This is a genomic window from Iodobacter fluviatilis (assembly GCF_900451195.1).
Taxonomy (GTDB): domain Bacteria; phylum Pseudomonadota; class Gammaproteobacteria; order Burkholderiales; family Chitinibacteraceae; genus Iodobacter; species Iodobacter fluviatilis.
Genome location: NZ_UGHR01000006.1, coordinates 127,197 through 140,550 on the forward strand (window position 1 = coordinate 127,197; position 13,354 = coordinate 140,550).

The window sequence follows — 13,354 nt, forward strand, 5'->3', positions numbered from 1 at the left end:
TATATATTTAACTTGATTGATAAAGGAAATCTTATGTCTGCAGATAAATTATTTACCCCTGTCACCATCGGCAAAACTACACTCGCTAATCGCATGATCATGGCGCCGCTGACCCGCTCTCGCGCCAGCCAGCCGGGCGATGTGCCAACGGAAATGAATGCCATCTATTACGCCCAGCGCGCAAGTGCAGGGCTAATTATTTCAGAGGCGACCAATATCACAAATCAAGGCAAGGGTTATTCCTTAACGCCTGGCATCTATACCGATGCCCAGGAAGCGGGCTGGAAAAAAGTCGTGGATGCCGTGCATGCTAAGGGTGGCAAGATGTCCTTACAGCTTTGGCATGTGGGACGGATTTCTAATCGGCTGGTACAGGAAAACGGTGTAGCGCCGGTGGCTCCATCTGCCATTCAGGCTGTGAAATCAAGCAGCTTTGTGATTCTGCCGGATGGCACGCCAAGCAGAGCACCTTGCGATGCACCGCGAGCTTTAGAAACCGCAGAGCTGCCGGGCATTGTGGCCGATTATGCAGCAGCAGCAGAGCGTGCAATGCGGGCAGGGTTTGATTTTGTAGAAATCCACTCGGCCAATGGCTATTTGCTGCAGCAATTCTTAGCTACGGGCAGCAATCAGCGTACAGATCAATACGGCGGTAATATGCAAAACCGTGCCCGCCTATTGCTGGAAGTGATCGATGCCGTGGCCGCAAAAATTGGTGCAGATAAAGTCGGCGTGCGCTTATCGCCTAACTTTGTAGCTCACGATATTGTGGACGATGAATCCGAAGCAATGACCATGTATCTGGCCGAGGAATTTAACCGTGCTGGCGTAGCCTACCTACATATTGCCGAGCCGGATTGGGCCGGTGGTCAGCCCTTAAGCGATGCTTTCCGTGTTGATTTACGCAAACAATACCAAGGCGTGATCATGACTTGCGGTGGCTATGATGCACAAACCGCAGAAGCACGTTTAGCCACTGGCACCGTAGACGCCATCGCCTTTGGCCGCCCGTTTATCGCTAACTCTGATTTGGTAGCGCGTTATCAGCAAGGCACAACATTGAATACGCCAGATCAGGCGACATTCTATGGTGGTGATGAAGTGGGTTATACCGATTACCCAGTTTTGTAGGGTGAAATTGGTGTTTGCCCGCGCGGGGTAATGCGTGGGCAGATCATCCATGAATAAGTCATAAGCAAGTCTTGAAATTGAGTAGGGCGGGTGAAACCCGCCGTTTTTGCTAACGCGAATCAAAAAGATTTTTTTAGTGCCTTCGGCACGTTGATTTAGGTGCGGGCGTCCCGCTGGACCTTCCTTTCTTGTGTGGCTGTATAGACCGGAGACATAGGTAACACGCGTGCGGACACATGGGTAACACATTTTAGTTGTTTAACTGCAAGGTATTCAAATCGATTCTTCCGAAGTGCTGATGGCAAAAATAGAGGTCAAACACCCCGTCGTTCAGACTATCTGCACGCAGTGCAATAGGTAAACGATGTAAGGCACTAGACACTTTAAATTTATGATTTTGTAATTTTACTGCGCCGCCCCAGCCCACAGTAATGACTTGATCGTTGGGGCCGTATTCAATTTCAGGCAAAGCAGAAGGCATGGCAATTAAGCTCGGTTTATAGCGGGTAATCGGTGTGGCTAGCCCTAAGGCTTCATGCGGGCGCTGCTCGTTATAGACCGTGCGCCAGTCGTTAAATGCATGCTGAACATGGGCTAAATCGCGAAATGCCCGGCCATTTAATACTTCGGCTTTTAGCGTGCGATGAAAGCGTTCTTCTTTGCCATTAGTTTGCGGATGCCCTGGGCGGCTATGGCTAACATGGATACCCAAGCGGATCAGCCAGATAGATAACTGGCTGATGCCATGGCTGGCATCACTGGGGCTTCCCCATGGAGAACCGTTGTCAGCGTTGATACGAGCAGGCAAGCCATAGCGAAGAAATACATCCGTTAAGTGAGTCTGGACAATGGCTGCCGTGGTTTGACCACAAGCAGTTAAGGTGAGATTAAAGCGAGAATGGTCGTCCAATAAAGTGAGGGGAAAGCACATTTGCTGAGCCGTATTGAAGTTCCCTTTGAAGTCGATCTGCCATAAAGCATTCGGCTGATCATGCTCAAAACGTAGCCAGTGTTGGGCTTGCTCACTCGCCTTGGCGCAAATTAAGCCATGGCGATGCAGAATATTGGTGATGGTGCTTGGCGCAGGAACATCCACATGGCCCAGCTCCAACAGCCTTCGATGGAGTTTGCGCCCTCCCCAAACAGGGTGCTTCTGGCGCAGGTCTACAACGAGGGCTTCAATCTCTGCGGTGGTCAGTGTTGGCGATGATTTGGGGCGGCGAGATCGATCTTGAAAACCTTCTTGGGGGGTATCCAGATAGCGCTGCCGCCATTTGTAACCTGTTTTAGTTGAGATGCCGAAACGCTGGCAAAGCGCTTTAAAATTACAGTTATCTTGCAGTGTAAGGAGTACAAATTCTGAGCGAATAGACATGATATTCACGGGCATCCAAGGCATGGTAAGTAGGCATCCCAAGCGGTTAAAAACACCGCCAAAGTGTTACCTATGTCCTCGTACAAGTGTTACCCATGTCTATGGTCTATACATGTGGCCAAGAAACGAAGCCAAAGAAGGCCACCCCACGAAACACGAAGGCCCCTTCGCTGCGGACAATCGAGCCGGCGGCAGGCGAGACTCGCTCGTGCCTCGCTGCCTCTGGCCGAAACCCCGTCCCGCTTGTTCCTCGCTACGGCGTGTTTCAAGGGGACTTTAAAAAGCCCAATGCAGAGATCGCAGTTATTAAGTTATTTTTTTGTTTGCAAAAGCAAAAGCAAAAGCAAAAGCAAACTGTTTAGAGAATGGTGTTTTGCTTCGTGACATTACTTGCTTATCGCCAATATCCCCGCAGCCTGTGTATTGGCTAGGCCATTCAGGCGCAATGTTTGATCGCTGGAGACGAGGGCTTCTGTGCCGCCGATGAGGCGGCCGTTGGTGTCGAAGTTTTTCAGCAGGGAGGCCATCTGGCTGACGTTGCTGACGGTTGGTGAGGCCAGCATGGCATCGCCGCTGAGGGTAACAGGCAGTTTTTCCGGGGCTTGCCATACGTTTGTGCTGGCTTCGTTAAAGGCGGCGATGGTTTGCACCATATTGACCACTTGTGTGCGCAAATCTGTGGCTGCCGCTGGTTTTTCGGTGGTAAACCAAACATCGGCGGCTGTATGGATCTGGCCATTGGTGGTCTCAAATGTTGATTTAAGCCCGATGAAATTGCCGTTGTCTTTTTCGGCCGCCTTGCGGACATCCAGATTAAGTTTGCTGATATCCAGTGAGATCAAGCGTTTTAATTCGCTGGCGTCGCTGATGCCGTCCTGGTTGCTGTCTAGCCAGACACGCAACTCTTCAAAATCGCTATCGTAGCTATCGATCACCCCATCATGATTGCTGTCCAGCTCGGCCAGTGCCGCGTAGCCATTGGCCGCTTTGCTGCCATCGGCGAGCAGGGTGGAGGTGCCAAATAATTCTTTCCCATCGTTAATCACGCCATCATGGTTTCTATCCATGACGAGCAAGCCATCGCCTTGGCCTACCCAGCCGGTTTTGATTTTGCTGCCGTTGGCGAGTAAATCAAATTGAGTCCCGTCCTCTAGGCTGGTGGTGCTGATGCCATTGCCGTCTAAGTCCAGAATCAGCGGGCTGATCGAGGCAAGGTAGGGCGTTTGTGCTGTGGTAAAGGCGGCTTGCTGAGCGCCGGTGAGCGCCATCGTTTGAGTGGTGGTAAATGCCTGCACCTGCAGCGTGGTTAAGCTTTGGATTTGTGTGGTGCTGAGGCTTGGAATCTGTTGTGTGCTGAGCGATGCAATGGCACTGCTTCTGATCGCTGCCAGATCGCTGGTTTCTAGCGCGGCCAAATTGCTGCCTGAGAAGGCTTGTAGCTGGCTATTGGTCAGCACGGCGGCTTGCGAGGTGGTGATGGCAAGCACTTGGCTGCCTGACAAGGCCGCGATGGCGCTGGTATTGAGTGCGGCAAAATCGACGCTTTCTATTGCTGCAATATTGCTGGTGGAAAGCGCTGCTAACTGGCTGGCGCTAATGACAGATGCCTGTACTGAAGTCAGGGCAATGATTTGTTCGGTGGTAAAGCCTGTGGCAAGGCTGGCAGAGTTCAGTGCCACGATTTGATTGGTGCTCATCCCCGCTACCTGGGCGGTATTGAGCGCGCCCAGTTGGCTGGCCGACAGGCTGGCCACGGCACTGCTACTGATTGCAGCAAAATCAGTAATTTCAAAGGCGGCAATCTGGCTGGTCGATAGCGATGCAACTTGGCTGGCACTTAAAGACGCGGCCTGGAAAGAAGTCAGCGCAATGATTTGTGCCGCGGTAAAGCCTGTTGCCATGCTGGCCGTACTGATTGCCGAAATCTGGCTGCTGCTTAGATTGGCGATTTGTGATGTGCCCAAGGCGGTAATTTGCGCTGAGTTTAATGCCGCAATGCCGCTGGTTTTTAACAGGGCGATATCGTTGATGCTCATGGCCGCCAGGCTGTTGGGAGCAATCGCCGCAATCTGGCTGGCGCTGAGCGCACCGGCCTGCTCTTCTGTTAAGGCCGCAACCTGCACCGATGACAGTGTGGCAATGGCTGCGGTTTTGAGTGCGGCTAAATCAGCGGTTTCCAGTGCAGCAATATTGCTAGCAGAGAGGGCTGCTATTTGCGATGTAGTGAGCGCTGCAGCTTGTTTTGTTGTTAGTGCGATCACTTGCTCATTGCTTAATCCATTGGCAATAGCTGCGGTATTGAGGGCGGCGATCTGGGCGCTGCTCATGCTGGCAATTTGCTCCGCACTTAATGCGGCAAGCTGAGCGGTATTTAAGGCCGTAATGGTATTGGTCTTAAGTGCCAGCAGATCGCTGGTTTCAAGGGATGCCATATTCGTGGCGCTGAGGGCGGTAATCTGGCTGGCGCTCAGGGTTGCGGCTTGTGATGTGCTCATGGCGATGGTCTGGTCAGCGGTGAGTGCATTTATTTGATCGGTAGAGAGCACCGCAATGGCGCTGGTTTTAAGTGCGGCAAAGTCAATGGCTTCCATGGCCGCAATGCTATTGCTGCTCAGGGCTGCTGCCTGGCTCGTTGTTAAGGCAGCGGCTTGACTGGAGGTGAAGGCCACGATCTGATCGTCGCTTAAGTTTGCGATGGCGGTGGTATTCAGTGCGGCAATTTGTTTTGTGCCAAGGCCTGCAATCTGCTCAATTCCCAAAGCGCCCACCTGAGTGCTGGATAAAACAGCAATGGCGCTGGTTTTAATTGCGGCAAGGTCTTCGATTTCCATGGCAGCAAGATTACTGCCTGATAACACGGCAAGCTGGCTGCTGCTGAGCGCCGCAGCTTGCCTTGTCGTCAGGGCCACAATTTGATCCGCATTTAAACCACTGGCGATGACCGCCGTGTTTAAGGCTGCAATCTGATTGCTGCTCAGGCTGCTGATTTGATCTGCATTCAAAATAGCCACTTGTGCCGTATTGAGTATCGCCACGGCATTGCTGCTTAGAGCCTGCAGATCGCTGGTTTCCATCGCCGCTATATTGCTGACGGTCAGCGCGGCAAGCTGGCTGGTGCTCAGTGTGGCTGCTTGTTGTGTCGTCAGCGCCATGGTTTGGGCTGCGCTTAAGGCTTTAACTTGCGCGGTAGAGAGAGCCGCAATGGAGAGCGTGCCCAGTGCCGCAAAATCAGCGGCCTCCAAGGCGGCAACTTGGGTGGTCGTGAGCGCGCTGATCTGATCGGTGCTGAGGGCGGCTGTTTGCTGCGAGGTGAGCGCCGCAATTTTTGCGCTATTTAAGCCACTGGCAATGGCGGCGGTGCTGAGCGCAATAAGCTGATTGGTACTCAGGCTAGCAATCTGGCTGGCCGTTGTTGCCGCTACCTGGGCAGTGCTTAAGGCGGCAATGGCACTGGTTTGCAGTGCAGCCAGATCGCTTGTTTCCATTGCGGTGAGATTGCTGCTGCCTAGCGCACTGATCTGGCTGGCGCTCAACGCTGCCGCTTGTTGCGTGGTCAGGGCAATGGTTTGTTCAGCCGTCAGCGCGGCGATTTGATTGGTCAGCAGCGCCGCAATGGCATTGGTTTTAAGCGCGGCAAAATCTTCTGCCTCCATAGCAGCAAGGCCGGAGGTAGAAAACGCTGTGATCTGCGTGGTGCTGAGCGCCGCAACTTGCCTAGTGGTCAGCGCCGCAATTTGATCCGGCGTCAGGCCGCTGGCAATGGCCGCTGTGTTGAGTGCCTGTACCTGGCTGGTGCTCAGACTAGCTATTTGTTCGCCTGTCAGGGCGGCAATCTGGGCGGTATTTAATGCAGCGATGGCCGTGGTTTTAATCACCAGCAAATCGCTGGTTTCCATTGATGCCATATTGCTGGCGCTGAGTGCTGTAACCTGGCTGCTGCTCAGCGCGGCGGCTTGTTGTGTGGTCAGTGCAATGGCTTGATCGGCAGTCAGTGCGCTGATTTGATTTGTTGTCAGCGCGGCGATGGCATTGGTTTTAAGCGCCGCAAAATCTTCAAGCTCCATCGCTGCGATGCTGGTACTGCTCAGCGCGGCTATCTGGCTGGTGTTGAGGGCTGCGGCTTGATTAGAGGTGAGTGCAATCACCTGATCGGCACTTAAATGAGCGATGCCATTACTGCTGATGGCGGTCAGTTGCCTCGTGCTCAGGCTGGCGATTTGCTCCACAGTCAGCGCGCTGGTCTGATTGCTATTGAGCACTGCAATGGCCGTGGTTTTAAGGGTGACTAAATCGCTGGTTTCCATGGCCGCAATCGCTGTGCTTGAAAGTACGGCAACCTGGCTGGTCGTCAGGGCGGATGCCTGATTGGTGGTGAGTGCAATCACTTGATCGGCGCTTAAATTGGCGATGGCGCTGGTGTTCAGAACGGCAATTTGTGTGCTGCTGAGCTTGGTCATTTGCGCCGCTGTGAGCGAGCCGACTTGCGTGCTTGATAAAGCCGCAATGGCGCTGGTGCTAATCAGCGCAAGATAAGACGTATCCAGCCCGCCTATGGTGTTTTCTGAGAGGGCGGTAATCTGGGCCATGGAAAACGCTGCAAATTGGGTGGAGGTCAGCGCCATCACCTGATTTATGGTTAAGCCATTGGCAATGGCATCCGTGCTCAGTGCCGCAATCTGTCTGGTGCTGAGCGCCGTAATCTGGCTGCTTGTCAGCGCGGCAATGGCATTTGTTGTGAGCGCGGCTAAATCCGTGGTTTCCAGCGCTGCAATATTGGTGGTAGTTAGGGCTGCTGCTTGCACGCCTGTCAGTGCACCGGCCTGGCTGGTACTGAGGGCGATAACTTTATCGCTGCTTAAACCTGCTATGGCCTGGGTATTTAAGCTGGCGATCTGGCTGCTGCCAAGGCTTGCAAATTGCTGAGTGCTGAGCGCGCCAATCTGGCTGCTGGACAGCACGGCAATCGATGCCGTCGCGAAGGCGGCTAAGTCCGTTGTTTCCAGGGCGGCTATTTGCAGGCTGCTTAAGGTGGCCGCTTGGCTGGCGCTGAGTACGGCGGCCTGGTTTGAGGTAAGCGCTGCAATCTGGCTGCCCGTTAAACTGCTGATGCTGCTTAATGCGCCAATTTGCCCGGTGGTGAGCGCCGCAATCTGATGGGTAGACAGGGCGGCAAGCACGGTTGTGCCCAGTGCCGCGATATCGCTGGTTTCCATCGTGCTGATTTGCACTGAAGAAAGCGCCATCACTTGCGTGCTGCTCAGCGTGGCCACTTGTTGAGTGCTTAAGGCTGCAATCTGATCGCTGGTCAAACTGGTCATTTCAGCGGTATTTAAAGCGGCAATCTGCGTTGTTTTCAGGCTGGCAATTTGCTGAGTACTGAGCGCTTGCAGCTGCGTACTGCTCAGTGCGGCAATGACGCTGGTTTTTAGCTCGGCCAGATCGCTGGTTTCAAAAGCGGCAATCTGGCTGCTGGATAGCGCGGCAACCTGACTGGTGATCAGGGCCGCCGATTGGCTGGAAGTCAGCGCGGCTATTTGCTCTGTGCTTAGGCCTGCCACTGCATTGGTATTTATCGCTGCAATTTGCCTGCTGCTGAGGCTACTTAGCTGATAAGTGCTCAGATTACTGATCTGGCTGCTGGATAAAACGGCAATGCCCGTGCTGGAAAGCGCAGCTAAGTCGCTGGTTTCTAAAGCCTGAAGTTGCGTGCTGGATAATGCCGAAATTTGCCGTGTAGTCAGCGCGCTGGCCTGGCCGGTGCTTAGCGCAACGGTTTGTGCGGTGCTCAGCGCAGCTATGTGATCGGTAGAAAGCGCGGCAATGGCGGCGTTACTAAGGGAGGCAAAGTCCGTTGTTTCAATGGCTGCAATTTGCGCCGTGGATAGCGCTGCAATTTGTGCGGTATTCAGGGCGCTGGCCTGCGATGATGTTAAAGCCGCGATTTTATCGCTGCTCAGGCTGGCGATTGCCTGGGTATTGAGCGCGGCAATCTGGCTGCTGCTCAGGCTGATTTGCTGACTACTGCTTAGCCCGCTGATTTGCGTGCTGGATAAAACAGCAAGGGAGGCCGCTTGTATCAGGGCTAAATCGCTGGTTTCCAGTACGGCTAATTGTGCGCTGGATAAGGCTGCTGCCTGGCGGGTATTGAGCGCTGCGGCCTGAAGGGTGGTCAGCGCAAGCAGCTGGTTGGTACTCAGGGTGCTGGCCTGATTGCTGGAAAGGCTGGCAATGGCGGCCGCGCTTAGTGCAGCAAAATCAGTGGTTTCCATGGCGGCCAGATTGCTGGTTGATAGCGCGGCAATTTGCGCCGCACTTAAGGCGGCGGCCTGGCTGCTGCTCATTGCCGCAATCTGATCGGTTCTTAAGCCTCCTGCAATCACGGTGGTATTGAGTACGGCAATCTGGCTGGTACTCAGGCTGGCAAACTGATCTGTGCTGAGCACGTTTATTTGTTTACTTGATAGCGCGGCAATGCTGGCCACTTTCAGTGCGGCTAAATCGCGGCTTTCCATGGCGGCCAGATTACTGGTGGATAAGGCGGCAATTTGCGCAGTGGTCAGCGCCGCAGCCTGGCTGGTGGTTAGTGCCACAACTTGCATGCTGTTTAAGCCATTTGCAATATTGCTGGTGCTTAAAGCCGCAATCTGACTGCTGCTTAGGCTGGCAATCTGGCTGGTGCTCAGGGCGTCAAGCTGGGCGCTGCTGAGCACGAAAATGGCGCTGGTTTTAAATACGCTTAGATCGCTTGTTTCAAGTGCAGCAATGCTGCTGCTGGAAAGTGCCGCCACCTGTGAGGAGCTGAGCGCCGATGCTTGCAGCGTGCTGAGTGCAATGGCCTGATCAGATGTCAGCGCCTTAATCTGGCTGGTAGAAAAAGCGGCGATGGCCGTTGATTTGAGTGCAGCAAAATCGCTGGTCTCCATGGCAGCCAGATTACTGGTTGATAGTGCGGCTGCCTGGGCCGTTGTGAAGGCCGCAATTTGATTGGATGTGAGCGCCACAATTTGGCTGGTGTTCAATCCATAGGCAATATTAGCGGTGCTTAAAGCCACAATCTGGCTGGTGGTAAGACTGGCGATTTGATCAGAGCTTAAGGCGCTGAGCTGTGCAGTATTTAAAGCGGCAATGGCGCTGATTTTAAGTGCGATGAGGTCGCGGGTTTCCATTGCGGCGAGGCTGGTGCCAGAAAGCGCAGCAAGCTGGGCCGTTGTTAAAGCCGCAGTTTGATTGGATGTGAGCGCCACAATCTGGCTGGTGCTCAGGCCAGAGGCAATATTGGCGGTACTTAAAGCCACAATCTGGCTGGTGGTAAGACTGGCAATTTGATCAGAGCTTAAGGCGTTGATCTGTGCGGTATTCAAAGCGGCAATGGCGCTGGTTTTGAGTGCGCTTACATCACGTGTTTCCATGGCGGCCAGATTTATTGCGGAAAGCGCCGCTGCCTGGCTGGAGTTTAAGGTGGCGATCTGGCTGCTGCTTAAAGCAACCACCTGAAGGCTGTTCAGCCCGCCAGCGATGCCGGCCGTATTCAGCGCTGCAATTTGATTGCTGCTTAAGCTGGCAATCTGGCTGCTGCTAAATGCTGCGATCTGATTGCTGCCAAGAATGGCGATGGCACTGGTTTTAAGTACGCTTAAATCAGAGGTTTCCAACGCAGCAATATTGCTGCTTGTGAGTGCAGATATCTGCCTAGAAGACAGCGCAGCAGCCTGAGCGGTAGTCAGGGCAATGGTTTGATCTGAGGTGAGTGCCTGCATCTGATTGCTGGAAAGAGCGGCAAGCGCATTGGTATTGAGTGCTGCAAAATCAGCCGTTTCCATTGCGGCAAGATTTGTTGTGGATAGCGCCCCCAGCTGGGCGCTGCTCAGCACCGCAGTCTGGCTGCTGGTGAGGGCTGCAACTTGGGCGCTGTTTAGCCCATAAGCAATGTCTGCCGTGTTGAGCGCGGCAATCTGGCGGGTACTTAAACTGGCAATTTGCGCCGTGGTCAGCGCCCCAATTTGCGAGGTGTTTAAGGCCGCAATAGCGCTGGTTTTTAATGCAATTAAATCACGTGTTTCCATCGCAGCTAGGTTGCTGCTTGATAGGGCGGCTACTTGGGCGCTGCTTAAAGTGGCGGCCTGGCTGGTGGTGAGCGCCACAATCTGATTGCTGTTTAAGCCATTGGCGATATTGGATGTGCTTAAGGCGCTGGTCTGGCTGGTGCTCAGGCTGGCGATCTGATCACTGCTTAAGGCGCTGATCTGTGCAGTATTTAAGGCGGCAATAGCGCTGGTTTTTAGCACAATTAAATCACGCGTTTCCATTGCGGCCAGATTGCTGCTTGATAAGGCGGCCACCTGGGCGCTGCTTAAAGTGGCTGCTTGGCTGGTGGTGAGCGCCACGATCTGATTGCTGTTTAAGCCATTGGCGATATTGCTGGTGGTGAGTGCCGCCACCTGGCTGCTGCTCAGACTGCTAACTTGCAAAGTGCTCAGCACATTCAGCTGCTGACTGGTGAGCGCGGCAATGGCGCTGGTTTTCAATGCGGCTAAATCAGCCGTTTCTAGGGCGGCAATATTGTTGGTGGATAAGGCGGCCACTTGGGCAGAGCTGAGTGCTGCCGCCTGCTGGGTAGTGAGCGCCACAATCTGGCTGCTGTTTAAACCACTGGCTGCATTGGCGGTGCTGATCGCTGCGATCTGGCTGGTGCTCAGGCTGGCGATTTGCAAAGTGCTCAGCGTATTGAGCTGATCGCTGGATAATGCTGCGATTGCGCTGGTTTTGAATACAGCAAGATCGCTGGTTTCCAGTGCCAGCAATTGCGTGCTGGAAAGCGCCGCTGCCTGGCCGGATGTCAGCGCTGCCGCCTGACTGGTGCTCAGTGCAATGATCTGGCTGCTGCTGAGCGCGCTGATTTGCTGGCTGGAAAGTGCGGCAATGGCGCTGGATTTGATTGCGGCTAAATCGGTGGTTTCAAGTGCAGCTAATTGTGTTGAAGACAGCGCCGCCAGCTGTGTGCTGCTGAGTGCGGCGGCCTGGCTGGAGTTCAGAGCGGCAATCTGGCTGCTGGTGAGGGCTGTAATCTGGCCGCTGGATAGCGCCGCGATGGTGCTGGTTTTTAGCACGTTAAAATCACTGGTTTCTAAGGAGGCCAGTTGTAAAGTGGAGAGCGCCGCGACTTGTGCCTGGCTGAGCGCGGCAGCCTGAGCGCTGGATAGTGCCACAATCTGATTGCTGCTGAGTGCGCTAAGCTGCTTGGTATTTAAGCTGGCGATGATTGCCGTGCTCAGGGCGGCGAAATCGCCGGTTTCCAGTGCGGAGATTTGTGTGCTGCTAAATGCACTGATTTGTGCGCTGCTTAAAGATTGAATCTGATTGCTGCTCAGTGCGGCAATTTGTGTAGTACTCAGGCCTTGGCTGATTTGCGTACTGCTTAATGCTGTAATTTGGCGGGTGTTAAATTGTGCTAATTGGATTGTTGTCAGCGAGGCAATCGCAGCGGTATTCACACTGGCTATCTGGGCCGTGGTCAGTGCTGCGATTTGGCTGGTGGTCATGCCTGTAAAGACGCTCATCATGCTATCCAATTGCCAGTGATAAAAGCAGGGCTGTTATTCTTACATCCGCTGCTTTTAAAAACATGAGATTCAATCTCTTATGATACAGAGGATTTTTCGCTCTGTTCTGCTCACAAGATACATGGTGGTTTTTTGCCGTTTGATAATGAATCAGCCATTTATCGGTTTATTATTTGATAACTTTAATCCTTGTTTCTCTTACATGTTCTTTGTAAGAAATGGATTACTTGCTAGATGACGCGGTTGTTTTTTTCAAGTTTTTTACAAATAATTTATCGTTGAATAATATTCAGGGCTATTTGTATTGAAAATTAATCAGGTGGTGTTGCAGATTAATTATATCTGCAGATTCAAAGGCATCCTTGGATGTTGAAATCTAGCCTTAAAACGGATTTATTTTTGCTAGCTCTCTTATGTATTTATTCAAAATGGCGCAGATTAATTGCTGCTCAGCGATGGTGGTTTACTTCTTAAGTCTGGCAAGGTCATACTTTTCCAAAATACCGGCGGAATCGGTAGCACTATTCATCAGCAGCAAAATAGTGCTCATTTCTTGATGCCTTAATTATTTTTCGTAAAAAATAGCCATTAAAACTGGAATTAATCGCCTACCCATAGCGTGTTTCGCCGGCTTACTATCAGGCAAATATTTTTAAACTGCTTGCTGGAGCTGACATGAAAAAAACACTTTTGGGCGCAATCCTGGCGCTGTCTTTACCTGTGGCAGCACAAGCGGGTGAGCTGACAGCAAGAGCGGGCGATGGTTTTTTTGGCGCGTCTTATGAAGGCAGCTTGCTATTAATGACCACCAGTGCCGATTGGCTGACTAATGATGGCATAGGCAATATCGGCTCGCTGGGCTTGGGCGTGCAGGCGCCACTGGGGATTGCCAAACTTAAAGCGGGTGGCAAGCTGGTGTATATGGATTTAAAGCATCAAGATAATCATTACGCTGCTGCTTTAGGTGGTGGGGTAGATATTCCTGTTGGCGCGTTTACTCTTTATGGCCAAGGCTATTTTGCACCATCCGGCTTGGCGTCTGATGGTGTGGATCATTACAAAGAAATGCGTGCAGGCGTGCGCTGGGATATGACTAAAATGGTGTCGCTGGATGCGGGTTATCAATATAGCCATATGGAAGGTAAAAATGGCAACCGGTCGGTTTCGATTGCCGATGGACTCTATGTGGGTGCACAGCTTAACTTTTGATTTCATTAAGTCAGAGATAAAAAAACGCAGCGATGGCTGCGTTTTTTTATGTGCGGGATGTCATTTAAAGCTGTTTTCG

The 13,354-nt window shown here is 52.6% G+C and carries 4 protein-coding genes; 2 read left to right on the plus strand and 2 right to left on the minus strand.

Annotated elements, in window-relative coordinates; all coding sequences use genetic code 11:
- The first annotated feature begins 33 nt into the window (after positions 1-33).
- Positions 34-1,131, plus strand: a complete 1,098-nt coding sequence (locus DYD62_RS22295) for an alkene reductase (RefSeq protein ID WP_115230113.1) — start codon at positions 34-36, stop codon at positions 1,129-1,131.
- Positions 1,132-1,381: 250 nt separating this feature from the next.
- On the opposite strand, the gene DYD62_RS22300 is transcribed toward DYD62_RS22295, so the two are convergent.
- Positions 1,382-2,530: an IS481 family transposase gene (locus DYD62_RS22300; protein ID WP_115230114.1), complete on the minus strand. Its 1,149-nt coding sequence runs from the start codon at positions 2,528-2,530 to the stop codon at positions 1,382-1,384.
- Between the two features lie 362 nt (positions 2,531-2,892).
- On the minus strand, positions 2,893-12,066 hold the full coding sequence (locus DYD62_RS22310) for a beta strand repeat-containing protein (RefSeq protein ID WP_132038713.1): 9,174 nt from the start codon (positions 12,064-12,066) through the stop codon (positions 2,893-2,895).
- A 675-nt stretch (positions 12,067-12,741) separates the two neighbouring features.
- Here DYD62_RS22310 and DYD62_RS22315 point away from each other — a divergent pair.
- Positions 12,742-13,275: a YfaZ family outer membrane protein gene (locus DYD62_RS22315; protein ID WP_115230117.1), complete on the plus strand. Its 534-nt coding sequence runs from the start codon at positions 12,742-12,744 to the stop codon at positions 13,273-13,275.
- Positions 13,276-13,354: the final 79 nt, after the last annotated feature.

What these genes read in the sequence shown, in the direction of transcription:
- DYD62_RS22295 (WP_115230113.1), top strand. Translation starts at nt 34, where the DNA reads ATGTCTGCAGATAAATTATTTACCCCTGTCACCATCGGCAAAACTACA.
- DYD62_RS22300 (WP_115230114.1), bottom strand. Translation starts at nt 2,530, where the DNA reads ATGCCTTGGATGCCCGTGAATATCATGTCTATTCGCTCAGAATTTGTA.
- DYD62_RS22310 (WP_132038713.1), bottom strand. Translation starts at nt 12,066, where the DNA reads ATGATGAGCGTCTTTACAGGCATGACCACCAGCCAAATCGCAGCACTG.
- DYD62_RS22315 (WP_115230117.1), top strand. Translation starts at nt 12,742, where the DNA reads ATGAAAAAAACACTTTTGGGCGCAATCCTGGCGCTGTCTTTACCTGTG.